Here is a 25421-nt window from a genome sequence, read left to right on the forward strand (position 1 = left end):
GCGTAATAGCTGTTGGTGTTGACGGAGACCACATAGCTCGTGCCGGCGGTGATGGTCAGCGGAGTGGCGAGCGCCTGCTGCTGCCAGCCCGATGCGCTTTCGTTCGTGAACGTCACCGTCGCCAGCTGCACGCCCGTGGACGACCAGATGTAGCCGACATGCGTGCCTGTCTCGCTGGGGGATTTGTANTACCGGATCGCCTGGATCTGTCCGGGATTGTTGCTGGTGAAGCGCATCCCGAGCTCCCAATCCACCCCTGGCCCGTCGGTGAAGTTCGGTTGCGCGGGCGTCTGGGTGGTGAAGAGACTCGTGGGACTGGAACTCAGAGCCGCAACCGGCGCCGTTGCCGCGCTCGTCACGTTCTCGCTCGTGCCGAGCAGGTCGGTGTAGGCGGCATTGACCCGGATCCGCTTGCCGACGAGGCTGCTGTCGAGGGTGAGGCTCGATCCAGTGGCGGCGAGATTCGTCCAGGTGCTGCCGTCAGGACTGCTCTGCCAGATATAGCCGATCGTCGCCGGCGTGCCGTCGAGATCGGTGACGGTGGCCGTCAAAACCTGGTTCTGGGTCGCCGTGCCGTTGATCGCGACGGCACCGATGTCGTTGACGTTGGACACCGCCGTGGCGGTCGCGGGGCTCACTGGAGTCTCGCTGCTGCCCTGCAGGTCCGTATACGTCGCGGTGGCCCGCACGAAGCTGCCGACCTGGGCCTGTCCAAGGATCAGCGCGCTCGCCGTCGCGCCGCTGATGTTGGTCCAGGTGCTGCCGTTCGCACTCTGCTGCCACTGATAGGCGACGGTGGCCGGTACTCCGTCCGTATCGCTCACCGTCGCCGTCAACGTCTGGTTCTGCGTCGGAGTCCCGCTGACGCTCACCACGCCCGGGTGATTGTTGGCGGCTACCACCAGCGGGGTGGCTGCGCTCGTCCGGTTGGTTTCCACGCCCCCGAGTTGGTCGGTATAGCTGACGAGCACGCGGACCTGCCGGCCGACCTGTGCGGGTTGCAGCGCCAGCGTAGCTCCCGTGGCGTTCGCGATGTTGCTCCAGGTGGCATTGATCAGTTGCTGCCAGCGGTACGTTATGGAAACGTTCGCCAGACCGTCAGGATCGGTGACGTCGGCCTTCAGGATTTGGCCTTGAACAGGCGTGCCTGTTATGGCCACGACGCCTGCATCGTTGACGTTTGCGATGGCCGTTGTCGCTGCGCTGGCGACCGATTCAGCGCTGCCTGCGCCGTCAATGTAGCTAACGACGGCACGGATGCTTTTCGCAACCTGCGCTTGTATGAGTGTCAGCGCCTTTGCCGTTGCACCGGCGATGTCGCTCCACGTGACACCGCCATCCGAACTCTGCTGCCATTGGTAGCCGATGGGAGTCGTCGACGGGAGGCCGTCGACATCTGTCACGTTTGCAACGAGGACCTGGTTCTGCGTCGGAGTGCCGCTCAAGGAAACGACGCCGCTGTCGTTACCGCCAGGGTTGGTCGCGACGATCACGGGAGTGGCGGAACTCGTCCGGTTGGACTCTGACCCACCCAGTTGATCGGTATAGGTCACGCGAACCCGCACCTGCCGGCCGACCTGTGCGGCTTGAAGCGTGTAGGTCGCTGCCGTCGCGTTTGCGATGTTGCTCCAGCTTCCGTTGGTCATCTGCTGCCAGCGATAACTGATCGCCACATTCGTCAATCCGTCCAGATCGGTGACGCTCGCTGTCAGCGTCTGCCCTTGAACCGCTGTACCGACGATGCTGGCTACGCCCAAATCATTGATGTTGCCAACGGAGGCGGTCGCAGGGCTGAAGTCTTGCTCTGCGTTTCCCGCGGCATCGGTGTAGCTCACGCCGGCGCGGACGAGCCTGCCGACATATGCCTGCTGCAAAGTCAGAGAACTCGTGGTTGCCCCCGCGATGTCGGTCCAGGTCACGCCATTGTCGGCGCTCTGCTGCCACTGGTAAGCGATTGGTGCACCCACCGGGATGCCATCGACATCCGTGACGTTCGCTGCCAGAGTTTGATTTTGAGTTGAGGTACCACTGAGAGAAACGACGCCTGCCGCCATGACGCTCTCCCGCAATTAATTAATTAAAAAATAAACAATTAGGTTAGCGCCGTTCCGTGCGATGTGTAAAGCGAGCGGGGCGTGTCCCAAATTGCCGTGGGACAGCAGCGCTGACAGAGATGCCGCTTGCTGAAAACATAACAACAGAGTGACTCAAGCGGCGATCATGGTTTGCGTGATTCATGATTGTTGTGAATGCTTTCGTTCCTTTTTCCAACGTTGGGACTCCGACCCGTCCTTGGCCATGTGCTGGCTACGTTCATCGGGCGCATTACGATGAGACCCACAGGTGAAGGATTGCGCGACATGAAGTCGCACGTTAAATTTCATCCGTAGGTTCACTATCGACGATGCCGACAGGCGATGCCCGGATTGCAAAATTCATGGCGCGCCGACCACCCGGGCCGTTCGGCACTGTGTGGCACTTTCTCCAATTTCCCGCGCCTATTCTGACGCCGGTTTTGTCATCCCGGATTGATTCTGCTTGCGACTTTTCGGCCTGTCACGCCGGCGCTGTCGGAAAGCGGGTGGGTTTGGCCGTCCTCGGGTCGGACAATGTCGACAAACGACATTCCGAGGAATTTCTGCCATGTCCGCCCTCAAGGCCCCTCACCTGCCTCCGACCTTCGGCCGTCTGGCCTGGTCGAACCTCGCCGCACAATCGGCCGAGCAGATCGCGCTGGCAGCCGCTCCCATCGTGGCGGTGCTCCTGCTCGACGTCGGCGAGGGCCAGACTGGCCTGCTGCAGACCGCGCTGACACTGCCCTTCATCCTGTTTGCGATCCCCGCGGGCCTGCTCGCCGACCGCTTCTCGCGGCGGGTCCTGATGGCGGGCTCCGAAGCGTTGCGTGCGGCGGCGCTGGCCGCAACGCTGCTCCTGATCTGGCTCGGCCTGTTGACGCTGCCCTTGCTCTCCGTGCTCGGCTTCATCGCCGTGTGCGGGACGGTTGCCTACAGCGTCGCCGCGCCCGCGCTGGTGCCGTCGCTGGTGACGCCAGATCAGTTGCCGACGGCGAATGCGCGGATCGAACTGGCCCGCACCGTCGCTTTCGCCAGCGGGCCTGCGCTCGGCGGCGTGCTGGTCGGATGGGTCGGTGCCGCGCCGGCCTTCGGATTTGCCGCCGCGCTCTCGATGATCGCCGTGGTGCTGCTGGCCGGCATCCATGAGCCGGCCCGCGCGCCGGCACCGCGCCGACATCCGCTGCTGGAGATCAAGGAAGGCGCCGTGTTCGTGTTCCGTCATGAGTTGCTGCGACCGGTGTTCATCACCCAGTTCATCTTCAACACCGCTTCCTTCCTGCTGCTCGCGGTCTTCGTGCCCTATGCCGTCCGGCATCTCGGCCTCTCCGCAACCGGCGTCGGCACCACGCTCGCGATGTATGGTGTCGGCATGGTGGTCGGTGCGCTTGCGGCAACGCGGGTGATGCGACGTCTTGCGTTCGGCATTGTGATCGGGCTCGGCCCGGTGACCGGCTTCATCGCCTCCACCATCATGGCGCTGACGACAATTGTCCCTACGCCTCTGCTGGCGGGCCTGAGCTTTTTCCTGCTCGGCGTCGGTCCGATCCTGTGGGTGATCTCGACGANCACGCTCCGGCAATCGGTGACGCCGCCTTCGCTGCTCGGCCGTGTCTCCGCCATCAACATCATGAGCTACGGCGCGCGCCCGCTCGGCTCCGCACTGGGCGCGATCGTCGGCGGGCTTTTCGGCGCCGAGACCTGCCTCTGCCTTGCCGCGGCAATCTTCGCCGCGCAGGCGCTGGTGATCCTGCTGTCGCCGGCGGTCTCCCTCGTCAGACAACCCGACATGGTCAGCGAACCCGCGGGATGTTGATGAGAGAAAGATTCAACTGATCTGATCTGCGATCGGAGAATGTTTTGCGTCATAGCCGAGGGCCGGCCACGACGGCCAAATTAGTGGCTGGTCTTTCCCGCTTTGTATGATACACGTCATCCAATAGCCGAGCGGGAGCACCATGACCGATCAGACTGCAACCATTGACGCCGCCGCATCTCGCCCCGAATCCTCCTCCTCCGGCGCCCTGCAGATCGCGGTTCTGGCGGCTCTTGCGGCCACCGGCACGCTGGCCACCAACATCCTGCTGCCGTCGCTGCCGCAGATGGCGGCCTCGCTGAAGGTGACGACCGCGGCGGTCACGTCGGCCATCACGATCTTTCTCGCCGTGTTCGCGCTCGGCCAGCTCATAGTTGGTCCGATCTCGGATCGCGTCGGCCGCCGCTGGCCGGTTCTGATCGGTTTCGCGGTGTTCTTTGCCGGCAGCGTCTGGTGCAGTCTGGCAGAAGATCTCCCGAACCTCTTGATCGGCCGCGTCGTCCAGGCCGCCGGCGCCTGCGCAACCTCGGTATTGTCGCGCGCCATAGCCCGCGACCTGTTCACCGGTGCCGCATTGGCACGCGCGATGGCGCTGATCATGATCGCGATGGCGGCCGCGCCGGGTTTCTCGCCGCTGCTCGGCGGCGCGCTCGATCACTATTTCGGCTGGCGCTCGGAATTCGTGCTCGTCGCGGCCTTTGCGGCTCTCGGCGCGTTCGCCTATGGCGCCACGCTCGGAGAAACCCACCATTCGACGCGGATCCCGCTCAACCCTCTCGCCATCATCAGCACCTATCTCGGTCTGATCGCAGATCGCCGCTTCGTTGTGCCGACGGCGACCGTCAGCCTGATCATGGGAGGCCTGTTTGCGATGTTCTCGGCCGCGCCCCGGATCTTGATCGAGGCGCTGCATTTCTCACCGATCGAGCTCGGCCTGTTCTTCGCCGGCACGGTGCTGATCGTGTTCGCCTCCGGCTGGCTCGCGACAAGGCTTGCGCCGCGCTTTGGCCTCGACCGCTCGATCAAGGGTGCATTATTGGCGGCAGCCATCGGCGGCGCCGCCATGTTGTTGGTCTCGCTCTTCACCCCGAGCTTCCTGCCGTTCCTGACTGCGATGAGCGTGTTCCTGCTCGGCATGGGCATCGTCAACCCACTCGGCGTCGCGCAGGCGCTGTCACCGTTCGGCGAAAAGGCCGGTGCGGCTTCCGCACTGCTCGGCTTCTGGCAAATGATGAACGCGGCGATCGGAGTATGGCTCGCAGCAATCGTGTCGCATGAGGCAATGTTCGGGCTCGGCGTGGTGCTGACCGCGTTCTCGCTGATAGCGGTCGGCCTATACGCGCTACGGGCCAAGCAGGGCTAGCTCGCGAGGTAGCGCTCGTATTTTCCGGCCACGACTTCGTCCGCCGCAACGTCGGGATCGAGCGTATAGAGATCTTGCGCCCGGCTGATGCCGCGCAGCGCGAAGCGCCCGGTCGAAACCAGATAGTTCCGCCCTGCTCCATCCAGGCCATCCCGGAACGCCTGCGAGGTCAGCAGTTCCCGATCGACCGAGCTGCACATTGAAGCGATCCGGCTGACTTCGTTGACTGCGGGCCCTACCACGGTGAAATCGAGCCGGTCCTCGCTGCCGATATTGCCATAGAACACCTCGCCGACATGCAGCCCGACATAGGCTGAGGTGGTCGGCCGACCCTCGCCGGCACGGCGGACGTTGAGCGCATTCAGATTGCGGCGCAAGCGATGCTCGGCGCGAAGCGCAGCCCGTTTTGCGCCTCCCATGTTCTCCTGCGTGAACATCGCCAGCACGCCGTCGCCGATCAGCTTCAGCACCTCGCCGCCGGCATCGTGGATCGCGTCGATCGAGGCCTGAGCATAATCGTTGAGGAACGGGATGATCTCGTCCGGCCCGATGCGCTCGCCGATCGCGGTCGAGCCGCGCACGTCCGAATACCACAACACCGCCTTGATGCGCTCGGTGACGCCGCGCGAGATGCGGCCGCGCATCACCTGCTCGGCGGTCTCGCGCCCGAGATAGACGCGCGCCAAGGTGCGCGCGATGTCGACTTGCGCAGCCGATTTCACCGCCAGCCCCAAGACCGGCACCAGGTCGCGCAGCGCCGCCATGTGGTGTTCACCAAATCCTTCGGACTGGCGGGTGGTCCAGGAGGAGTAGAAGCAGTCCATCTCGCCGATCGTGCCGGCCTCGCCGAACCGGTGCACAAAGGAGACGAAATGCTTGTGGCCCTTTTCCGCGAGGTCGTTGATCATGGAGAAATCGAGCGTGGCGCAATCGGCCAGGTCGATAACCATCTCTTCGTGCCCATTTTGCAGCATGTGGTAGAAGGTCGAACGCCGCCAATTCTGGTTGGCATCACCGCTGGAGGTCGAGCCGTATTCGAAAGCGTCGCTTTCATTGGTCTCGCTGTCGCTCCAGCGGAACCCGTGGCCTTCGAAGATCGGGTGCAGCGTATCGATGAAGACGATTGCACGTGACAGCGGCATTCCGGCCGCGCGGCAGCGTTCGCAGAAACCGCGCAGCAGATCGTTTTCGGGCAGGCCGGTCAGACCCTGTCTGACCAGCCAGTTCATCAGGCGCAGGCGGGGCGTCAGTTCCATGCGCGGATTATGCCGGGCAATCGTGTCGCGCGAAAGATCGGTTGGCGGCCCAGGGCGCGACTTGACGACAGTTCCGTGACAGCGGCAAATGCTGGGAATAACGAGGCAAGACAGAAACGCGATGGTCCGATGAGCGCCCGGCAGCTTCCGATCATTCTGGCGCTCGGCACCACCCAGACCTTGGCCTGGGCCTCGAGCTACTACCTGCCCGCGGTGCTCGCCGATCCCATCGCCAGAGATCTCGGCATCGGCCCCAACTGGATCTTCGCCGCCTTCTCCGCCTCGCTCGTGCTCTCGGCCCTGCTCGGCCCCTGGATCGGCCGCCAGATCGACCTGGTCGGCGGCAGGTCCGTGCTGTCGATCTCCAATCTGACGCTGGCCGCAGGACTGGTGCTGCTCGGCCTCACGCAATCGATTCCTCTGCTGCTGCTCGCATGGCTTTTCCTTGGGATCGGCATGGGATACGGCCTCTATGATGCCGCTTTCGGTGCGCTCGGCCGTATCTATGGCGAGGCGGCGCGGCGCCCGATCACAGGCATCACGCTGATGGCGGGCTTTGCCTCCACCGTCGGCTGGCCGCTGAGCGCGTGGGGGCTGGAGACGATCGGCTGGCGCAACACCTGCTTTGCCTGGGCAGCGACGCAGCTCTTGATCGGCCTGCCGCTCAACTGGCTGATGCTGCCGCCGATCCCCGGCGCCAAGGCCGCGGCCGTCAATGCGGTGAAGCCGCATATCCCGATCGACCGGCCGATGATCCTGCTAGCGTTTGCGTTCGCGACCGCCTGGACCGTCACCGGCGCGATGGCGGCGCACTTCCCACGCATCCTGGAAGCGGCCGGCGCGACCCCGGTGCAGGCAATTGCCGCCGGCGCCCTGATCGGGCCGGCGCAGGTCGGCGCGCGCGTGGTCGAGGCGTGGCTGCTCAGCCGCTACCATCCGCTGCTCTCGACCGAATTGGCCTGTCTCGGCCACCCGATCGGCGCCGCGATCGTGGCGATCGCCGGCGGCGGCGCGGCAAGCGTCTTCGCGCTTTGCCACGGCGCCGGCAACGGCATCCTGACCATTTCGCGCGGCACATTGCCGCTCGCGATCTTCGGCTCGCAGAACTACGCCTACCGCCTCGGCATCATCGGCGCCCCGGCCCGGATGGCGCAGGCGGCGGCCCCGCTGCTGTTCGGGCTGTTGCTCGAACGCATGGGCAGCGGCATCCTGATCGTCTCCTCCGCACTCAGTCTCGCGGCATTGGGGGCGCTGCTCCTGGTGCGCGACAACAAGCCAGCACCGCAATAGGCAGCCATTCCATCTGCCCCATCACTCATAAAACGCCGGTGCCATCTTCAGGCTATCGCGCTGGGCCTTGTCGTGATTGATCCAGAGTTGCGCCTTCTCTTTCGTGAGCGTCTCCGCGATCTTCTGCATCGAGGCCGTCGTCTGCTCCTTGCTGGCATTCATCGACGGCACCCGGCGGTTATCCCAGTTGTCCCTGAAGTGGACGGCGTCGCCGGAAAGTACGACCGCCCCGGTCTTCGGCAGTTTCACCAACAGCGACTGGTGGCCCGGCGTGTGCCCGGGCGTCGACAGGATCACCACATTGCCATCACCAAACACATCCCGGTCGCCGTCCAGCTTGGTCACCGGATGCTCCGCCTTGAAGCGCGGCTGGTTGTTGGCGCCGGGCCAGTCATATTCGGCTTTCTGCACATAGAGCATCGCGGTCGGGAACATCTCCACATTGCCGATGTGGTCCGGATGTGTATGCGAGACCGCCATCGCCTTGATGTCGGACGGCTTCACGCCGAGCTGGTCGAACTGCGCGGCCAGCGTCTTGGGACGCCGCCAGATCACCGCTTTCGGATCCGACGGCACGAGCCCGTCCGGCATGCTCGCCACCGCGTCGGGAATGCCGGTGTCCCACAGGAACCACCCTTGCACGTGCTTGATCAGATAGCAGTTGTCGACGAAATCCATCGACTTGCCTTCGTTGACGCCGGGCGACCAGCGCGAGATGTCGCCCGCAACGCCCTCGCCGCAATTGAGGATATAGAGCTTCTCGACGCCCGGCTTTTCCGATTGGGCGCGCGCAGGACCCGCAGCCGCCGCAACCAACAGCAGCGCCACCGCAACACCGATTGTTGTCTTCACGTTCCGCTCCCTCGACTAATCGCCCCCAGCGTTCGAGGAAGGAATATTACGTCATCGCCGGCGGCATCGTCGCCATTGACGGTCTTTTGATCTCTCAAGCCGCCGCGTGCGCCGGCTCGTGATGCGGACAGGTCTCGACCTCGATCGTGACATGGCTGAGACCGTGCAGACCGTTGAGACGGCGCTTGTAGGTCGCCGGCGGCAGCGGATGGTCGGAGACAACCGAGATCACCGCCGCGCGATGGCCGGGACCGACCTGCCACAGATGCAGATCGGTGATGCGGTCGCCCTTGGTCTCGAGCCGGTCGCGAATGACCGCCTCGAGCTTCTTGTCGGCGCTGACGTCGAGCAGGATCGCGCCTGACGCCTTGATCAGGCCAAAGGCCCAGCTCGCGATCACAGCGCTACCGATGATCCCGACTACCGGATCGGCCCAGACCCATCCCGCGGACATCGCAACCAGCAGCGCCGCAATGGCGAGGATGGAGGTTGCGGCATCCGCCATCACGTGGACGTAAGCCGCGCGAAGATTGTTGTCGTGGTGGTGGTGATGATGATCGTCGTCGTCATGGTCATGAGAATGGCCATGACCGTGATGATGGTCGTGGTCGTCGCGCAGCAGCCAGGCGCTGATGAGGTTGACGGCAAGTCCGAGCACGGCAACCGAGATCGCTTCCCCGTAGGCAATGGACACCGGATGGAACAGCCGGTCCACGCTTTCCCAGGCGATCTGCAGAGCGATCATCGCCAGAATGATCGCGCTGGCAAAGGCGGCGAGATCGCCGAACTTGCCGGTGCCGAAACTGAAGTGCGCGTTGCCCACCTGCCGCCGTGCGAACAGATAGGCCAGCCCGGCAATGCCCAGCGCCGCCGCATGCGTTCCCATGTGCCAGCCGTCGGCGAGCAGCGCCATCGAGCCGGACCACCAGCCCGCCGCGATCTCCCCGACCATCATGACCGTGGTCAAGGCCACCACGAGCCAGGTACGCCGTTCGTTATGGGCGTGCGTCGCGCCCAGGAAGACGTGATCGTGGGTCCACTGTTCGATCGAATGCGAGTGCATGGTTCATCTCCGGATAGTCCGCTCGTCGAATATAGCGATTGCGACGGACGGCCGTTAGAGCGTTTTCAAGCGAAGTGGACACCGGTTCGCGTGAAGAAAACGCGTCAAAATAAGAATCTAAGCTTCGGTTCCGATTCAGTCAGAACCAAAGCTCTAGACTAATTCCTCCGGCGCCAGCTTGCAGGCGGCGCCGTCGGCCTCGACCTGCAGCGTCGCATGATGGATCTTGAAGCGGTGCGAGAGCTGCGCGCAGACGTGATGCAGGAAGGCATCGTCATGTCCGCCGGGCCGGACCAGGTGCGCGGTCAGCGCCGTCTCGTTGGTGCTCATGGCCCAGATGTGCAGATCGTGGACCTCGGAGACGCCGTCGAGCGTGCGCAGAAACTCCCTCACCTCAACGAGCTCAATACCCCTCGGCACCGCGTCGAGCGCGAGGTTGACGCTGTCGCGCATCAGACCCCAGCCGCTGACCAGCACCACGAGCGCAATGACGAGGCTGATCGCCGGGTCGATCCACAGCCATCCCGTCGACATGATCAGCAAGGCGGCGATGACGACGCCGAGCGAGACGCCCGCATCCGCCGCCATATGCAGGTAGGCGCCGCGAATGTTGAGGTCGCCGTGCCGCCCGCGCATGAACAATAATGCCGTGAAGCCGTTGACGAGAATCCCGAGCGCCGCGACCCAGACCACTGTCCAGCTCGCCACCTCGGCCGGCTCGCGCAGCCGGTTGACCGCCTCCACCGCGATACCGCCGACCGCGACCAGCAGGAGCCCGGCATTGAACAATGCGGCGAGGATCGAGGCGCGGCGATAGCCGTAAGTATGCCTGTCCGTCGGCCGCCTCCCCGCAAGCCACGCCGCCCCCCATGCCAGCAGCAGCGAGAACACGTCGGAGAGATTGTGGACGGCATCGGAGATCAGCGCCAGCGAATTGGCGGCATAGCCGAACACCAGCTCGGCGATCACGAAGGCGGTGTTGAGCGACGCGCCAATGGCAAAGGCCCGGCCGAAATCATCCGGGGCATGGCCGTGCCCGGCATGATCATGCGCATGGGAGTGATCGTGATGATGATGCGCCATGGGAGTGGTTATAGCGCGTCGATTTGCGAATACTATTACGGCGCGGAAAGCGTAGGGCGGATTAGCCGAAGGCGTAATCCGCCGCTTCGCGGCAAGAGGGCGGATTACGGCTTGCGCCTAATCCGCCCTACGTAACTACTCCACGCCGCGGTTGAACTTGTTCGACTTCGGCAGGCCGTGCGCGAGGCGGCCAGCGTCGGCGCGGTTGCCGCGCCAGTCGGCAAGCTCCTTGATGCTCATGCCGTGCTCGCGGCCGGCGGAATCCTTCCAGGTCAGGCCCGCCTTGGAATCGAACACCGCGACATCGGACAGCGAGGCGCTGGTGTATTTCTGCAACCGCACGCCGCGGCCGCGGGCCATTTCCGGCACCTGATCGAGCGGGAACAGCACCATCTTGTGATTGGTGCCGATCACCGCCACGGTGTCGCCTGCCACGGTTGCGAGCGCGCGCGCCTCGTTCGGCATGTCGACGTTCAGCACCTGCTTACCCTTGCGGGTGGTGCCGACGCAGTCGTCCTCGTTGACGACGAAGCCCTGTCCTTCACTGCTGACGACCAGGAATTTGCGGCCGCCCTTGTTGACGAACAGCGACACGATCGCCGCATCCTGCTCCATGTCGATGAACATGCGGATCGGCTCGCCATGGCCGCGACCGCCCGGCAGCTTCGCCACATCGAGCGAGTAGAATTTCCCGTTGGTGGCGAACAGCAGGAGCTTCGAGGTGGTCTCGGCGAAGAAGGCGTGATCGAGCTTGTCGTCGGTCTTGAAGGCAAGGCCCGAGAGATCGGCGACATGGCCCTTGAGCGTGCGCACCCAGCCCTTCTCGGAGATCACGACGGTGACCGGCTCGCGCTCGACGAAGGCCTCCTCGATCGCGGCGAGATCATGCTCGGGCGCATCCGCAAAGGTGGTGCGGCGCTTGCCGAGCGGCGTCTTCGGCCCGAACATGTCGCGGACCTTCCGCACCTGCTCGCCGACCTTGGCCCATTGCTCGGTCTCGGAGCGGAGCAGCTGTTCGATGCCCTTCAATTCCTTGCGGAGGTCCTTGTCCTCGGTCCGGATCTCCATCTCCTCGAGCCGGCGCAAGGAGCGCAGGCGCATGTTGAGGATGGCGTCGGCCTGGACCTCGGTGAGCTTGAACGTCTTCATCAGCACCGGCTTCGGCTCGTCCTCGGTACGGATGATCTTGATCACCTTGTCGATGTTCAGATAGGCGATCAGGTATCCGCCGAGGATCTCCAGCCGGTTCTCGATCTGGCCCTTGCGATAATTCGAGCGGCGCACCAGCACGTCGCGCAGGTGGTCGAGCCATTCGCGAAGGCACTCGGCGAGGCCGACCACCTTGGGGATTTTCCCCTTCACCAGCACGTTGAGGTTCAGCGAAATCTTGCTTTCCAGCTCGGTCAGCCGGAACAGCGATTCCATCATCAGTTCGGGATCGACATTGCGCGACTTCGGCTCGATCACCAGCCGAACGTCATCCGCCGATTCGTCCCTGACCTCGCCGACCAGTGGCAATTTCTTCTGGTCAATGAGCTCGGATATCTTCTCGACCAGACGCGATTTCTGCACCAGCCACGGGATCTCAGTGACCACGATCACCCAGGTACCGCGCGCACCCTCTTCCTGCTTCCAGCGCGCGCGCGTGCGGAACGAGCCGCGGCCGGTGGTGTAGGCCTCGGTGATCGCTTCCTTGGAATCGATGATGATGCCGCCGGTCGGGAAATCCGGGCCCTTCACCCATCGCAAGAGCGCCTTCGACTTGGCGTCGGGCTTCTCGATCAGGTGCAGTGCCGCGTCGCAGAGCTCGGCGGCGTTGTGCGGCGGGATCGAGGTCGCCATGCCGACCGCGATGCCCTGCGAACCGTTGGCGAGCAGGTTCGGGAAGCCGCCGGGCAGAACCACCGGCTCCTTCGACTGGCCGTCATAGTTGGCGCGGAACTCGACGCCGTCCTCGTCGATGCCCTCGAGCAGCAGCCGCGCGACATCGGTCATGCGCGCTTCGGTGTAGCGGTAGGCGGCGGGGTTATCGCCGTCGATATTGCCGAAATTGCCCTGGCCGTCGACCAGCGGGTAGCGCGAGGAGAAATCCTGCGCGAGGCGCACCATGGCGTCGTAGATCGCCTGGTCGCCATGCGGATGGAACGAGCCCATCACGTCGCCGACAATCTTTGCCGATTTCTTGAACGGCGAGCCCGGATCGAGGCGCAGCAGCCGCATCCCGTAAAGGATGCGCCGGTGCACCGGCTTCAGCCCGTCGCGGGCGTCCGGCAGCGCACGATGCATGATGGTCGATAGCGCGTAAGCGAGATAGCGCTCTTCCAGCGCATCGCGCAGCGGTACCTCATGGATCTCCGGCGGTTCCGGCGGAATCAGTGCTTTTCCCATGCCGACGGGTTAACCGCTCCGGGCGAATCGGGCAAGAATCGATTCGGCACCATACCCCGCAGAAAAAGCCCGATTTTTCAGCCTGCACCCGCCAGGGTCGCCGGGTTCGGCGTGGCATGGCCATTGGTGATGTTGAATTGCGGGATATGGCCGAGCCCGGTCACGAGATCGGCATCGGCGCCCAGCACCTTCTTCCACTCGTGCCCCTCGGTCAGGATCACGCCGACGCCGGCGACCTCGGCGCCGGCCTGCCGCACCAGCTTCAAGGTCGCAGCCAGGCTCGAGCCGGTCGCCACGACGTCATCGACCACGACGACCCGCCTGCCCTTCAGCAGCGGGATCGCCCGGCGGTCGAGCAGAAGCCGCTGCGAGCCGGATGAGGTCACCGATTGCACATACTCGACCAACGCGTCGCCCAAATGAATCTTCGGTGACTTCTGCACGATGACATATTGGTCGAGCCCGAGATGGCGCGAGACCTCGATGGCGACGGGAATGCCGAGCGTCGCCGCGCCGACCACGATGTCCGGCTCCTTCCCCTTCATGCGCGCGGCCAGCGCCTTTCCGATCCGCTCACCGAAGCCGACGCCCATGTCGATCACCATCAGAAGCGAAATCGCCAGGCGCTCGTTGATGGCGACGAGCGGCAGCTCCGTCGGCTCGCCGGCGATGTCGACAGTATAGGTGGCGGGGGTGAGTGCGCTCATGTGGTCCTGCCCGGATTTGTGAAAGGAAAGTCGGTCTGGATGGTGAGCCAGCCGATGTCGCGCCAGCTCGTGCGCGCCATCTTCGGATCGAAGCCGTAGATCGACAGCGCCAGCGCGATCGTCTCGGCCATGCGGAACGTCTGCACCATCAGCGGCACGCCGCGCGCCAGCGCATAGAGGACGCGCCGCGGCAAGGGCCCGCGGTCGAGTTCGAGGCCGCGCGCCCGCTGGGTCTCGCCGATGCTCTGGAATTCCTCGCGCATCAGCGGGATCATGCCGATCACGAGCACCAGCACCAGCGTCAACGAGCCCGGCAAGCGCAGCCGGCTGCAGGCGGCAAGCAGCGTGCCGGCCGACGTAGTCTCGATCGCGACGAAGAAACTGCCGGTGGTGGCGATCAGGCGGAAGGCCATGCGCAGCGCATCATCGATCGCCGCGGCGAGCGGCGTCCCGTTCCAGACGAAACTCAAGGTCCAGCTCAGCGTCACCAGGCCGCCGACCAGCGCCATCAGTTTGAGATAGCCTCTGGTTTGCGGCAGCCGGCAGGCGATCACGGTCGCCAGCACGATCGCGGCGATCACGCCAGCCGTCACCGCGCTGCCGGCGACCCAGCCGAGCGATGACAGCACCAGCGCCGCCAGCAATTTGACGAACGGGTTGATACGATCAAGCCGATGCACGCTGGCCTCCTCCTGATGTTGTGACGTTCTGGTCCGGGCGCGGCCAGCCGCGACGCGCAAATACGTCCGAGGACCAGGCCGCCTCGGTCGTCCCGTCGAAGGCCAGCCGGCCATCCTCCAGGATCAGTACGCGGTCGGTGGCGCGGTCGACAAGCTGCAGGTCGTGCGAGACCAGCAGCGCCGCACAACCCCGTGCGCGGCAGCGGTCGAGGAAGGCCAGCACGCCGGCACGCGAGACGCTGTCGCAGGCGATCAGCGGCTCATCCAGGATCACGACCGACGGCGCCGTCGCCTCGATGCAGACCAGCGCCAGCATCAACTGCTCGCGCGCCGACAGCGCGAATGGCGAAAGCTCGGCGCGGTCGGCGAGACCGACGCCCTGCAAAAGTTCGATCGCCCGTTCGCGATGCGCAGCAACGGCCTTGGCGCCAGCATCGCCGCCGGACAGCGAGAACACGACCTCCTCCACGACCGAGAGCAGGAAGAACATCCGCCGCAAATTCTGCGCGACATAACCGATCTCGCGCGCCCGCTGCGCGATGGTCCAGCCGGCGCTATCGCGGCCGCCGATCTCGATCGCGCCGCTGGCCGCCTTCTGCAGGCCGAGCAGCGTACGCATCAGCGTGGTCTTGCCGGCGCCGTTGCTGCCGATCAGCCCCGCTACCTCGCCTTTTCCGAGCGAGAGCTCAATCGACCGCAGCACCGGCTCGCCGTTCGGACGGCGCAGCGTGCTCGAAAGCTGCCGGACCAAGAGCGCCGGGCCCGACTGTGCCGGCCGCACCACGGCCCGCGGCGCCGGCGCCGCAAAGGGCGGCTCGATGCCGGCGACCGCATAGGGCGTCGTGGCGCGAACGGCCGTCTGCCAGGACAGATCGTCGATGATGCCGCCCTCCTTCAAGAACACCACACGATCGGCCACGCCATCGAACCAGGCGAGATCCTGCTCGGCGATCAACAGCGTCAGCTTCGTTTTCCTAAGCTCGCGCAGGATGCCGATCATGCGCAGCCGCGCATCGGGATCGAGCCCGCTGGTCGGCTCATCCAGGATCAGCACATCCGGTTGCCAGACCAGCGCCGAGGCAAGCGCCGCGATCCGGCGTTCGCCACCCGAGAGCGTGCGCACGGTGCGACCGATCAGCCGCCCAATGTTCATCTGCGCGATCACGGCGCCGACGCGAGCACGGATTTCCGCCTGCGGCACGCCGCGGTTCTCCAGCGGAAAAGCGATCAGGTCTTCGACCGAAAGATCCCAGACCTGGTCCTCGACCGATTGCAGCACGAGGCCAACGCGGCGAAACAACTCGCTGCCCACAATCGCGCCGAGATCGGTGCCGTCGAGCGACACCGCGCCCTCCATGCGCTGCGGCCGGATCAGCTTCGGAATGAGACCGGCCGCGACCGCAAGCAGCGTCGATTTTCCCGAACCGCCCGCCCCCGTCATGATCGTGGTGCTGCCGGCTTCGAGACAGAGATTGATATCGGACAGCACGTGAGCGTCGGCCCGAAAGCCGACGCTCACTCCACGCAGATCAAGCATCAAGTCGCGCTCCCCAAGGCGGTCAGAACCGGTGCAGCGTGCCCCGGCTGATGCCGGCAAGCAGCCTGGCGCCGGGACGTACCAGCAGCGGCGTTCCGATCACCATCGGCACGATGTCCGACAGGCCGATATAGAGCATCGCATACCAGAACGGGAAAATGCCGAGCACCGCCAGACTCGCCGACACCGCCGCCACCATGATGATGCCGACCACCGCGCAGATCACCGCGATCTTGAGCAGCACCGGCATCGACAGGTCGAAATTGGTCTTGCGCAGATTGACCAGCATCGGCGGCACGGCGCCGGTGAGCCCGACCATGATGCCGTCCACGATGAGCGAATGCGCGGGAATGAAGGTGCCGGCGAGCAGCGACCAGACGATGGTGCCGATATAGCCGCAGATGAACCCGCTCTTCGGCCCGAGCAGCAGCCCGATCAACGGCGGCAGGAACGCGAAGATGCGCCACTGGATCACGCCGGGCACAAGCTGGATCGGATTGGCGTAGGCCCACAACACGCCCGTCGCCACGCCGCAGACGACCGCAAGGACGATAGGAAAGAAACCGACCGAATCGGATTCGCTGTAGGTGATTTGCGTACTCATTGCATGCTCCCCGTCATGAGTTTGCCCTGAGACTTTTCAGGCAAGTTTCGGGCCATGCGGCATGGAACGGGCCGAGGGTTGCACGCAATAGAACCACCATGTGTGGGTTGGCAATTTCGGCGCGCATTGCCGTCAGGGCGGGGCAGCGATCCGGGCCCGACGGCGCACCACCGCATTGATGAAGCCTTCCCTCGCGTCGGAGTGCCCCTGCCCGCGCGGCTCCAGCACATTGCGCAGGAGGAAGCGGCCGGTGAGCGCAAAGCCATCGAGCAGGTCCTGGTCCGAGCAGGTGCCGGCGCCGTCATCGTCATCGCGCAGGAACGGCGGCAGCCGCATCAGACGATCGCGCCAGGGTTCACCGGCGGTACGCGAGACTGCGCCGCCCGATTTCGGCGAGACGTAGACCAGTTCGGAGGTCGCGCCGGTCGCCGCGCAATTCGAGAGGTCGAGTCCGAAGCCGAGTTCGGCCAGCATCGCCAGCTCGAAGCGGATGAGATGGATGGCGGCACCGCCGGCATCCTCGAAATCATCCAGCGTCTGCTCCAGCATCTCGTAGATGTCCTGGTGCGGATCGCGTTCCGGCAACAGCCGCGCCAGCGAAGCCAGATGGGTGACGCCATAAACGGCATGCGACGACGCCAGCAGGTTCGCGGCGCGCAGCCGCGTGCCGTCGAGCTGGTAATAGCCGAGATGCTCGTCGAGCCGCGCCCTCCACATCGCAGTGACGCTGTTGCCGGGCTGCAGCAGCGGCCGCATCCGCGCGCTGGCCCCGCCGCGCACCAGGCCGAGATGGCGGCCGTGCTCGCGCGTCAGGAGCTCGACAATGGCGGAAGATTCGCCATGCCGCCGCACCCCGAGCACGATGCCCTCGTCGGTCCATTCCATGACGCGGAGAGTAGCATGTAGGGTGGGCAAAGCGTAGCGTGCCCACCATTCACGATCGGTGCAAGAGGTGGTGGGCACGCTTCGCTTTGCCCACCCTACGCGACCACTCGGCCTTACGCGTTGAACCAGCCGTGGGCGTCGCCGGTGAAGGAGAAATAGAGCCCGGCGGCCGTCAGCGCGCAGGAGATCACCTCGACGCCGCTGTCGAGCTGGATGCCGGTGGTGCCGATCACCTGTAACAGCGAGATCACCGACAGCAATAGCACCGCCGCCAGCACCCAGCGCGGCCAGTTCTTGCGGTGCTGTGCCGCCAGGTAAACGAAGTAGACCAGGAGCAGGATCAGGCCGGCCTGCAGCCAGGTGACGACCGTGATCATCTGCTCGGTCATCTCGCCACCCGGGGTGCGGTCCTGAAACGCCACCGACAGCGCGTCCAGCGTCAGCGACAGATACAGCAGCACCTCGAACAGAAGCACGTTTCTGGGTACTTTCATCGGAAGAGCCCGATCATTCCTTGGGAAACTCCAGTCCCATTTCCCGGTAGCGGTCGGGATCGTCGCCCCAATTCTCGCGCACCTTCACGAACAGGAACAGGTGCACGGGAACGCCCATGATCTCGGCGATCTCCTTCCGCGCCTCCGCGCCGATCGACTTGATCGTGGCGCCGCCCTTGCCGAGCACGATCTTGCGCTGGCTCTCGCGCTCGACAAAGATTGTCTGCTCGATGCGGATCGAGTTGTCGTTGCGCTCGGTCCAGCTATCGGTCTCGACCGTCGATTGGTACGGCAGCTCCTGGTGGAGCTTTTGGTAGATCTTCTCCCGCGTGATCTCGGCTGCCAGGTGCCGCATCGGCGCGTCGGACATCTGGTCCTCGGGATAGAGGAACGGCCCGGCGGCCACCATGCTTGCCAGCGCCCTGCGCAGATCGTCGACACCGTCGCCTGACAACGCCGAGATCATGAAAGTGTTCTCGAACCGCAGGCGGTCATTGGCGGTCTTCGCCAGCGCCAGCAGCTTTTCGCGCGGCACCAGGTCGATCTTGTTCAGCACCAGGATCTTCGGATGGGCCACGCTATCGAGCTTGGCGAAGATCGCCTCGGCTTCCGCGTCCATGCCGGACTTGGCGTCGAGCAGCACGCAGACGAGGTCGGCGTCATGCGCCCCGCTCCAGGCGGTCGACACCATGGCGCGGTCCAGCCGCCGCCGTGGCGCGAAGATGCCGGGCGTGTCGACCAGGATAATTTGCGCATTGCCCTCGATCACGATGCCGCGGATCAGCGCACGCGTCGTCTGCACCTTGCGCGAGACGATGGTGACCTTCGAGCCGACCAGCGCGTTGACAAGCGTCGACTTGCCGACGTTCGGCGCCCCGATCAGGGCGACGAAGCCGCAACGTGTCCCGGCCGGATCGGCCTCCGCCCTCGACTCAGCCGTCATGGCTGCCGGCACCTTCGCGGGCGATCATTGCGGACGCCGCCGCCTTCTCCGCCGCGCGCTTGTTCGGGCCGACGCCTTCCGCCGGCGCCAGGCCCGGCAGGTCGACGGCAACGCGGAATTGCGGATCGTGATGCGGCCCGGTGCGTTCGACCTCGCGGTAGACGGGCGTCGGCAGGCCCCTGCTCTGCGCCCATTCCTGCAGCATGGTCTTGGGATCGCGCAGCGGCCGGCGGAGCTTGCGCATCCGGTCGATCCAGTTCCGCTCGACGAATTTCGCGGCGGCCTCGTAGCCGCCGTCGAGGAAGATCGCGCCGATCACGGCCTCGCAGACGTCGCCCAGCACGGATTTGCGCAACCGCGCCCCCTCGACCGCCTTGACCATGCCGAGCTTGATGTCGTCGAGCAGACCGAGTTGCTCGGCGACGTCGGCGCAGCTTTCCTTGCGCACGAGATCGGCGAGACGCTTCGACAATTCGCCCTCGTCCGCGCGCGGATGGGCGCGATAGAGCATGTCGGAGATGATCAATCCGAGCACATGGTCGCCGAGGAACTCAAGCCGCTGATAGCTGTCGGCGCGGTGGCGGGTGGCCGGCTTCAGCGCGGAGACATGCGTGAACGCCGTCATCAATAGCGCCGGATCCGAGAACTTGTAGCCAATGCGCGCCTCGGTTGCAGCAACCGCCTCCTTCTCGGCGGCCGCCTTGCTGGCCTTGCTGCGCTTCTTCTTCGGCGCAGCGGTGCCGACCGCGTCGGGCTGCTCGCTCGGCTCGCCGGCAGTCGGAAGACTCTGAATGACAGGCGTATCGTCTTTCATCGCACAATGGTGAATAGGCGATTCCAGCGCACCGCGGTCGGCCAACGCCAGAACATCCAGGCGTGCTCGCCCTCGCCGATCGAGAAGAAGATCATCTGCGCGCGGCCTACGAGGTTCTCGAACGGCACGTAACCCACCGCCGACAGCACGCGGCTGTCGGTCGAATTGTCGCGATTGTCTCCCATCATGAAGAAGTGGCCGGCCGGCACGGTGTAGACATTGGTGTTGTCGTAGAAGCCATTGTCAACGCAATCCAGCGTCTCATAGCTGACGCCGTTGGGCAGCGTCTCCTTCCAGCGCTTGACGCGTGCGGTCGCGTCGGATCCGCAGGGGTCCTCGCCGATGAAATCGCTCAGCCGCTCGCGCTTGACCGGGGCGTCGTTGATGTAGAGCAGCCCCTCCTTCATCTGGATGCGGTCGCCGGGCAGCCCGATCACGCGCTTGATGTAATCGGTCGAATCATCCTTCGGCAGGCGGAAGACGACGATGTCGCCGCGGTTCGGCTCCGAGCCGAAGATGCGGCCGGAAAACAAGGGCGGCGAAAGCGGGATCGAGTAGTGGCTGTAGCCGTAGGAATATTTCGACACGAACAGGTAGTCGCCGACCAGCAGCGTGGCCTTCATCGAGCCGGACGGGATGTTGAAGGGCTGGAACAGGAAGGTACGGATCACGAGCGCGATGATCAGCGCATGGATGACGACCCGGACTGTCTCGCCTAGGCCGCTTTCGGATTTCGTCCCTGTGGTCACGCTCATCGCTTTCCCAATTCCCGCAACTGCCTTAACTGCGCGGTGGCAGAACGCGCTCCTCACGCGAATCGCGTTTTCCGCGCTCGCGTCACGAAGATGGTTCCTACGTCTGGTGTAGAGAGCAAGTCCCGGCGCGAACCCGAATTTGCCCTGGCTCGGTTTACCCTGCGGCGTTTTAGACGGTTGTTACGGGGCGCGCAATCAAGCGCCGCGTTAAAACTTCATAATCAATTGAAAAATCAATGATTTTTTAGTTTTACCCGATTCCGGAGCGCCGCACCGTCCACCGACCTCAAGGTTTGGCCGGTGCGACCGCCGAAATTATGACGAAGGCCTGCGCGAGCGGCCAGTCGTCGGTGATCGAAAGGTCGATCTGCGCCTCGAGGCCATCAGGGGTGATTTGCCTGAGCCGCTCCAGTGCCCCGCCGGTCAACCGCATGGTCGGACGCCCGCCGGGCAGGTTCACCACGCCCATATCGCGCCACCAGACACCGCGCATGATCCCGGTGCCGAGCGCCTTGGCACAGGCCTCCTTGGCGGCGAAACGCTTGGCATAGGTCGCGACCACCATCTTCTCGCTGTTGGCGCGGCGTAGCGCCTTGGCGCGCTCGACGTCGGTGAAGATGCGATCGAGGAAACGATCGCCATGGCGCTCGATCACCTTGGCGATCCGGGTGATGTCGATCAGGTCGGAGCCGATGCCAAGGATCATGCCGCGCCCGCACCCTCGATCGCCTTCCGGCCACGGTCCATCGCCGCGCGCATGGCGCGGACGGTCTCCTTCAAGCCAACCAGGATCGCCTCGCCGATCATGAAGTAGCCGATATTGAGTTCCCTGATCTCGGGCAGCGCCGAAATCGTCTCGGCGGTGTCATAGTCGAGCCCGTGGCCGGCATGGACCTCAAGCCCGGCCGCCTGCGCCAGCTTGGCGCCTTCGACAATGCGCCGCCATTCGGCTTCCGCTTTTTCCCCATGACCGTCCACGACAGCATCGCACCAGCCGCCGGTGTGGATCTCGATCACCGGCGCCTTCAACTTCGCCGCCATCTCGATCTGCCTGGGGTCGGCGGCGATGAACAGCGACACCCGGATGCCGGCGTCGCTGAGCCGCGCGATGAACGGGGCCAGGGCATTGTGCTGGCCGACGACGTCCAGCCCGCCCTCGGTGGTAAGCTCCTGCCGCCGTTCCGGCACCAGGCACACGGCATGCGGCTTGGTGGCGAGCGAAATCCGCAGCATGTCGTCGGTCGCCGCCATCTCGAAATTCAGGGGCTTTGATATCTGCGCCTTCAGCCGTGCCATGTCCTCATCGCGGATATGGCGCCGGTCCTCCCGCAGATGCGCGGTGATCCCGTCGGCGCCGGCCTCGATGGCCAAGAGCGCCGCGCGTACCGGATCGGGCCGCGCCCCGCCGCGCGCATTGCGCAGCGTCGCGACGTGATCGACATTGACCCCAAGGCGGAGCGGCGGAACGGGCATCATGTAACTCGCTGCCAGAAACCTAGACTGTCATGCGCGGGCTCGACCCGCGCATCCATCTTCTTGAAAAGATGGATTGCCGGGTCAAGCCCGGCAATGACGATGACCTACCCATTGACGCGCTCGACCCGTGCGACCACGGCCTTCGCGCGCAACTGGGCGAGAATAGCGCTCAAATGCTTGAGGTCATAGACCTCGAGGTCGATGGTCAGCTCGGTGAAGTCGGGCGAGCGCCGCGACATGTGGATGTTGTCGATGTTGCCGTCATGCTCGGCGATCACGGTCGCGATCTGCGCGAGGCTGCCGGGCTCGTTGACGTTGTGGACCAGGATCCGCGCCGGGAAACGCTGCGGCATGGTCTCGTCGATGTCCCAGCGCACATCGAGCCAGCGCTCGGGCTCGTCCTCGAAATCCTTCAGGGCCGGTGACTGGATCGGATAGATCGTGATCCCCTCGCCCGGCGTCACGATGCCGACGATGCGGTCGCCCGGCACCGCGCCGCCGTTCGGCGCAAACTTGACCGGCAATTCGGAATTGATGCCGCGCACCGGGATCACCGAAGCTGCGCGGGCCGGATGCGGCGGCGTCTGCGCCTTGGCGGCAAGCGCCTTCTTGGTGCCGTAGCGCACCAGCCGCTCTTCCTTGTAGTCCGGATACATCGCGCGCGCGACGTCGGAGGCTTTCAGTTCGCCACGGCCGACGGAAACCAGGACGTCCTCGATCGAGGTGCGCGCCAGCCGCGGCAATGCGCCTTTCAGCTTGTCGTCGGCGTATTCGATCTTGGCGCGGGCGAACAGGCGGTCGATGATGCGGCGGCCCAGCCCGGCATATTGGTCGCGCACCGCGGCGCGGGTGGCGCGCCGGATCGCGGCGCGCGCCTTGCCAGTGACCGCGAGCGCTTCCCAGGCCGACGGCGGCGCCGACTGCGCCTTCGAGGTCAGGACCTCCACTTCGTCGCCGTTCTGCAGCTCGGAGGACAGCGGCGCAAACTTCCCATTGATCTTGCAGCCGACCGCGCTGTTGCCAACATCGGTGTGAACGGCATAGGCGAAGTCGATCACATTGGCGTTGCGCGGCAACGCGATCAGCTTGCCCTTCGGCGTGAAGCAGAACACCTGATCGTGAAACAGCTCCAGCTTGGTGTGCTCCAGGAACTCTTCCGGATTGGCGCTCTCGGAGAGAATGCCGATGGTGTGACGCAGCCAGGCAAAGGCGTTGGACTCGTGCTTCAGCCGCTCGGTCGGCGAACCCGTGCCATCCTTGTAGAACGCATGCGCCGCGATGCCGAACTCGGCGATCTGGTTCATCTCCTCGGTGCGGATCTGCAACTCGACGCGCTGCTTGCCGGGACCGATCACGGTGGTGTGAATCGAACGGTAGTCGTTCTGCTTGGGCGTCGAGATGTAGTCCTTGAAACGCCCGGGCACGACCGGCCAGGTCGTATGCACGACGCCGAGCGCGCGGTAGCAGGCCTCGACGTCGGCAAGCACGATCCGAAAGCCGTAGATATCGGACAATTGCTCGAAGCCGACCGACTTGCGCTCCATCTTGGTCCAGATCGAAAACGGCTGCTTGCGCCGGCCGTAGACGCGTGCGCTGAGGCCGTTCTTCTGCAGGTTCTTCGAAAGCTGGCTTTCGATCTCGCCGATCAGATTGCGGTTACGCTCGGCGAGCGCATCCAGCCGATGCTTGACCACCGCATAAGCTTCCGGATCGAGCACGTGGAACGAGAGGTCCTCGAGTTCCTCTCGCATCTCCTGCATACCCATGCGGCCGGCGAGCGGCGCGTAGATATCCAGCGTCTCCTCGGCGATGCGGCGGCGTGAGGCCGGCGGCACGAACTCCAACGTGCGCATGTTGTGCAGGCGGTCGGCGAGCTTGATCAAGAGCACGCGGACGTCGTCGGCGATCGCGAGCAGGAGCTTGCGCAGGTTCTCCGCCTGCTTGGCCTCGCGCGAGACGAGCTCGAGCCGTTTCAACTTGGTCAGCCCCTCCACCAGCGCGCCGATCTCGTGGCCGAACACCTGGTCGATCTCGGCCCGCGTCGCCTCGGTATCCTCGATGGTGTCGTGCAGCAGCGCCGCGACGATGGTGGCGTCGTCGAGCTTGAGGCCGGTCAGGATCGCCGCCACTTCGAGCGGGTGCGAGAAATAGGGATCGCCCGACGCCCGGGTCTGGGTGCCATGCGCCTTCATGGCGTAGACATAGGCGCGGTTCAAAAGGTCTTCGTTGGTATCGGGATTGTAGGAGCGGACCCGCTCGACCAGGTCGTACTGCCGCATCATGCGGGCGCGCGGCTTGAGCGGCTTCTGCACCACCGTGGACTCAGGCGCCACCGCGACCGCGTCGGTCGCAGCCTGCATCTGGCGGGGTGTGCGGCGCCAATACGCCATGGAATGACTGCCTCAACTCGCGAGCCGACCGCGGCTCGCGCCTCTAATCTAGTGCGATTTCGAACCAAGCTTTAGCCTGTTCGAACCGAAAATCGTTCAATTTCCGTCAAGGCTTCAGGGACGCATCTCGCGACCAGAATGTCAACAAACGCAAAGGCCCGGGCAGTGCCCGGGCCTTCAGCCAGTTCAACCGTGTTGGGCCGCCGCGAGGACCTATTCGTCCTCTTCGGGCTGCTCCTCCGGCGGCGCGAGGCCCTCGAGGCCCTTCAGCAGCTCTTCCTCGGTCATCCGCTCCATCGCCACTTCGGTGTCGTCGGCATCGACGCTGGCACCGGCCGAACCGATCAGCGGCACGGTGTCGGGCTCCGGCTCGTCGACCTCGACGAACTTCTGCAGCGAGTGCACCAGTTCCTCGCGCAGGTCCTCCGGGGAAATGGTCTGGTCGGCGATCTCGCGGAGCGATACCACCGGGTTCTTGTCGTTGTCTCGATCAACCGTGAGTTGTGATCCCGAGGAAATCATCCGAGCGCGATGGGCAGCCAACAGGACCAGATCGAACCGGTTGTCGACCTTATCAATGCAATCTTCGACGGTGACGCGCGCCATATGCTGTCGCTCCGTTAAGTGGGACAGAATTTGCTGATTATTGTGCGTTAGTTATAGGGCGAGGCGGGGTTTCGCAACATTAAATTTGTGATTTGCCTTCGCCCAAACCTCTGCTAACCCGTGACGGGGCCAGAAGGCCGGAGCGTCCGTAACGCGGCGGGACGCCGTTGTGGACAAGTAACTCACTTCATTGCATCGTCAAAAGTGTAGGTATTTCGCCCTCGCCTCACCATAATTGCGATGGTGACTGTCGTTGGGGGAAGATTCACCGGACTTTAGGCTGCAACGCAGAATTAAGGTGCGCGGCTCGTCGCCGCTGCGCCGAGAAGCTAACAAAAGGCGAGAAA

Annotated in this window: 22 protein-coding genes; 3 read left to right on the plus strand and 19 right to left on the minus strand. The window is 64.5% G+C overall.

Annotated elements, in window-relative coordinates; genetic code table 11:
• Positions 1-2054: DUF4082 domain-containing protein (locus YY7_RS0131095; RefSeq protein ID WP_028166637.1), on the minus strand; the 2054-nt coding region annotated here is incomplete at its 3' end.
• A 589-nt stretch (positions 2055-2643) separates the two neighbouring features.
• Between YY7_RS0131095 and YY7_RS0131100 the strand changes: the two genes are divergently transcribed.
• Positions 2644-3888, plus strand: coding sequence for an MFS transporter (locus tag YY7_RS0131100; RefSeq protein WP_028166638.1), 1245 nt, complete (start codon positions 2644-2646; stop codon positions 3886-3888).
• Positions 3889-4030: 142 nt separating this feature from the next.
• Positions 4031-5251, plus strand: a complete 1221-nt coding sequence (locus tag YY7_RS0131105; protein ID WP_035691370.1) for a Bcr/CflA family efflux MFS transporter — start codon at positions 4031-4033, stop codon at positions 5249-5251.
• On the opposite strand, the gene YY7_RS0131110 is transcribed toward YY7_RS0131105, so the two are convergent.
• Positions 5248-6507 carry an adenylate/guanylate cyclase domain-containing protein gene (locus YY7_RS0131110; RefSeq protein ID WP_028166640.1) on the minus strand — a complete coding sequence of 420 codons (1260 nt, stop codon included), beginning with the start codon at positions 6505-6507 and terminating at the stop codon, positions 5248-5250. The genes YY7_RS0131105 and YY7_RS0131110 overlap by 4 nt on opposite strands.
• Before the next feature lie 129 nt (positions 6508-6636).
• Here YY7_RS0131110 and YY7_RS0131115 point away from each other — a divergent pair, with 129 nt between their 5' ends.
• Complete coding sequence (locus YY7_RS0131115) at positions 6637-7797, plus strand: MFS transporter (protein WP_028166641.1); 1161 nt, start codon at positions 6637-6639, stop codon at positions 7795-7797.
• Between the two features lie 21 nt (positions 7798-7818).
• Here YY7_RS0131115 and YY7_RS0131120 read toward each other — a convergent pair whose 3' ends face one another.
• The 17 genes from YY7_RS0131120 to rpoZ all read right to left on the minus strand — a co-directional run bounded on the left by YY7_RS0131120 (position 7819) and on the right by rpoZ (position 25074).
• Positions 7819-8649, minus strand: coding sequence for an N-acyl homoserine lactonase family protein (locus YY7_RS0131120; RefSeq protein WP_028166642.1), 831 nt, complete (start codon positions 8647-8649; stop codon positions 7819-7821).
• A gap of 94 nt (positions 8650-8743) precedes the next feature.
• A complete protein-coding gene (gene dmeF, locus YY7_RS0131125) occupies positions 8744-9712 on the minus strand; it encodes a CDF family Co(II)/Ni(II) efflux transporter DmeF (RefSeq protein WP_028166643.1) in 969 nt (322 codons plus the stop codon).
• A 153-nt stretch (positions 9713-9865) separates the two neighbouring features.
• Positions 9866-10795, minus strand: coding sequence for a cation diffusion facilitator family transporter (locus tag YY7_RS0131130; RefSeq protein WP_051397021.1), 930 nt, complete (start codon positions 10793-10795; stop codon positions 9866-9868).
• A gap of 135 nt (positions 10796-10930) precedes the next feature.
• A complete protein-coding gene (parC, locus tag YY7_RS0131135) occupies positions 10931-13183 on the minus strand; it encodes a DNA topoisomerase IV subunit A (protein WP_028166645.1) in 2253 nt (750 codons plus the stop codon).
• Between the two features lie 77 nt (positions 13184-13260).
• On the minus strand, positions 13261-13890 hold the full coding sequence (locus YY7_RS0131140; RefSeq protein WP_028166646.1) for a phosphoribosyltransferase family protein: 630 nt from the start codon (positions 13888-13890) through the stop codon (positions 13261-13263).
• Positions 13887-14570 (minus strand): energy-coupling factor transporter transmembrane component T family protein, encoded by a 684-nt coding sequence (locus YY7_RS0131145; protein WP_028166647.1) that lies wholly within the window; start codon positions 14568-14570, stop codon positions 13887-13889. Before YY7_RS0131145 ends, YY7_RS0131140 begins: the two co-directional genes overlap by 4 nt.
• The gene (locus YY7_RS0131150) at positions 14557-16107 is read right to left on the minus strand and encodes an ABC transporter ATP-binding protein (RefSeq protein ID WP_028166648.1); all 1551 of its coding nucleotides are present in this window, start codon (positions 16105-16107) and stop codon (positions 14557-14559) included. Before YY7_RS0131150 ends, YY7_RS0131145 begins: the two co-directional genes overlap by 14 nt.
• A gap of 22 nt (positions 16108-16129) precedes the next feature.
• Positions 16130-16711: a hypothetical protein gene (locus YY7_RS0131155; RefSeq protein WP_035691373.1), complete on the minus strand. Its 582-nt coding sequence runs from the start codon at positions 16709-16711 to the stop codon at positions 16130-16132.
• A gap of 132 nt (positions 16712-16843) precedes the next feature.
• Positions 16844-17596 (minus strand): DNA repair protein RecO, encoded by a 753-nt coding sequence (gene recO, locus YY7_RS0131160; RefSeq protein ID WP_028166650.1) that lies wholly within the window; start codon positions 17594-17596, stop codon positions 16844-16846.
• A 113-nt stretch (positions 17597-17709) separates the two neighbouring features.
• A complete protein-coding gene (locus tag YY7_RS0131165) occupies positions 17710-18090 on the minus strand; it encodes a hypothetical protein (protein WP_028166651.1) in 381 nt (126 codons plus the stop codon).
• Between the two features lie 13 nt (positions 18091-18103).
• Positions 18104-19033 carry a GTPase Era gene (gene era, locus YY7_RS0131170; protein WP_028166652.1) on the minus strand — a complete coding sequence of 310 codons (930 nt, stop codon included), beginning with the start codon at positions 19031-19033 and terminating at the stop codon, positions 18104-18106.
• The gene (rnc, locus tag YY7_RS0131175) at positions 19023-19847 is read right to left on the minus strand and encodes a ribonuclease III (protein ID WP_028166653.1); all 825 of its coding nucleotides are present in this window, start codon (positions 19845-19847) and stop codon (positions 19023-19025) included. Before rnc ends, era begins: the two co-directional genes overlap by 11 nt.
• Entirely contained in the window at positions 19844-20602 is a 759-nt protein-coding gene (gene lepB / locus YY7_RS0131180) for a signal peptidase I (protein WP_028166654.1), read from the minus strand. The genes rnc and lepB overlap by 4 nt, the downstream gene beginning before the upstream one ends.
• A gap of 286 nt (positions 20603-20888) precedes the next feature.
• A complete protein-coding gene (gene acpS, locus YY7_RS0131185; protein ID WP_028166655.1) occupies positions 20889-21308 on the minus strand; it encodes a holo-ACP synthase in 420 nt (139 codons plus the stop codon).
• A complete protein-coding gene (locus YY7_RS0131190; RefSeq protein ID WP_028166656.1) occupies positions 21305-22075 on the minus strand; it encodes a pyridoxine 5'-phosphate synthase in 771 nt (256 codons plus the stop codon). Before YY7_RS0131190 ends, acpS begins: the two co-directional genes overlap by 4 nt.
• Before the next feature lie 107 nt (positions 22076-22182).
• Positions 22183-24468, minus strand: a complete 2286-nt coding sequence (locus YY7_RS0131195) for a RelA/SpoT family protein (protein WP_028166657.1) — start codon at positions 24466-24468, stop codon at positions 22183-22185.
• A 213-nt stretch (positions 24469-24681) separates the two neighbouring features.
• Positions 24682-25074, minus strand: coding sequence for a DNA-directed RNA polymerase subunit omega (rpoZ, locus tag YY7_RS0131200; RefSeq protein WP_027583153.1), 393 nt, complete (start codon positions 25072-25074; stop codon positions 24682-24684).
• Positions 25075-25421: the final 347 nt, after the last annotated feature.

The organism is Bradyrhizobium elkanii WSM2783 (assembly GCF_000472865.1).
GTDB classification, from domain to species: Bacteria; Pseudomonadota; Alphaproteobacteria; order Rhizobiales; family Xanthobacteraceae; genus Bradyrhizobium; species Bradyrhizobium elkanii_A.

Excerpts from the sequence above, each read along its gene's own strand:
- rnc (WP_028166653.1), bottom strand. The coding sequence starts at position 19,847 with ATGAAAGACGATACGCCTGTCATTCAGAGTCTTCCGACTGCCGGCGAG.
- dmeF (WP_028166643.1), bottom strand. The coding sequence starts at position 9,712 with ATGCACTCGCATTCGATCGAACAGTGGACCCACGATCACGTCTTCCTG.
- YY7_RS0131105 (WP_035691370.1), top strand. The coding sequence starts at position 4,031 with ATGACCGATCAGACTGCAACCATTGACGCCGCCGCATCTCGCCCCGAA.
- YY7_RS0131150 (WP_028166648.1), bottom strand. The coding sequence starts at position 16,107 with ATGCTTGATCTGCGTGGAGTGAGCGTCGGCTTTCGGGCCGACGCTCAC.
- lepB (WP_028166654.1), bottom strand. The coding sequence starts at position 20,602 with ATGAGCGTGACCACAGGGACGAAATCCGAAAGCGGCCTAGGCGAGACA.
- rpoZ (WP_027583153.1), bottom strand. The coding sequence starts at position 25,074 with ATGGCGCGCGTCACCGTCGAAGATTGCATTGATAAGGTCGACAACCGG.
- YY7_RS0131115 (WP_028166641.1), top strand. The coding sequence starts at position 6,637 with ATGAGCGCCCGGCAGCTTCCGATCATTCTGGCGCTCGGCACCACCCAG.
- parC (WP_028166645.1), bottom strand. The coding sequence starts at position 13,183 with ATGGGAAAAGCACTGATTCCGCCGGAACCGCCGGAGATCCATGAGGTA.
- YY7_RS0131195 (WP_028166657.1), bottom strand. The coding sequence starts at position 24,468 with ATGGCGTATTGGCGCCGCACACCCCGCCAGATGCAGGCTGCGACCGAC.
- YY7_RS0131165 (WP_028166651.1), bottom strand. The coding sequence starts at position 18,090 with ATGAAAGTACCCAGAAACGTGCTTCTGTTCGAGGTGCTGCTGTATCTG.
- acpS (WP_028166655.1), bottom strand. The coding sequence starts at position 21,308 with ATGATCCTTGGCATCGGCTCCGACCTGATCGACATCACCCGGATCGCC.
- YY7_RS0131190 (WP_028166656.1), bottom strand. The coding sequence starts at position 22,075 with ATGCCCGTTCCGCCGCTCCGCCTTGGGGTCAATGTCGATCACGTCGCG.
- YY7_RS0131110 (WP_028166640.1), bottom strand. The coding sequence starts at position 6,507 with ATGGAACTGACGCCCCGCCTGCGCCTGATGAACTGGCTGGTCAGACAG.
- recO (WP_028166650.1), bottom strand. The coding sequence starts at position 17,596 with ATGGAATGGACCGACGAGGGCATCGTGCTCGGGGTGCGGCGGCATGGC.
- era (WP_028166652.1), bottom strand. The coding sequence starts at position 19,033 with ATGACGGCTGAGTCGAGGGCGGAGGCCGATCCGGCCGGGACACGTTGC.
- YY7_RS0131140 (WP_028166646.1), bottom strand. The coding sequence starts at position 13,890 with ATGAGCGCACTCACCCCCGCCACCTATACTGTCGACATCGCCGGCGAG.
- YY7_RS0131155 (WP_035691373.1), bottom strand. The coding sequence starts at position 16,711 with ATGAGTACGCAAATCACCTACAGCGAATCCGATTCGGTCGGTTTCTTT.
- YY7_RS0131130 (WP_051397021.1), bottom strand. The coding sequence starts at position 10,795 with ATGGCGCATCATCATCACGATCACTCCCATGCGCATGATCATGCCGGG.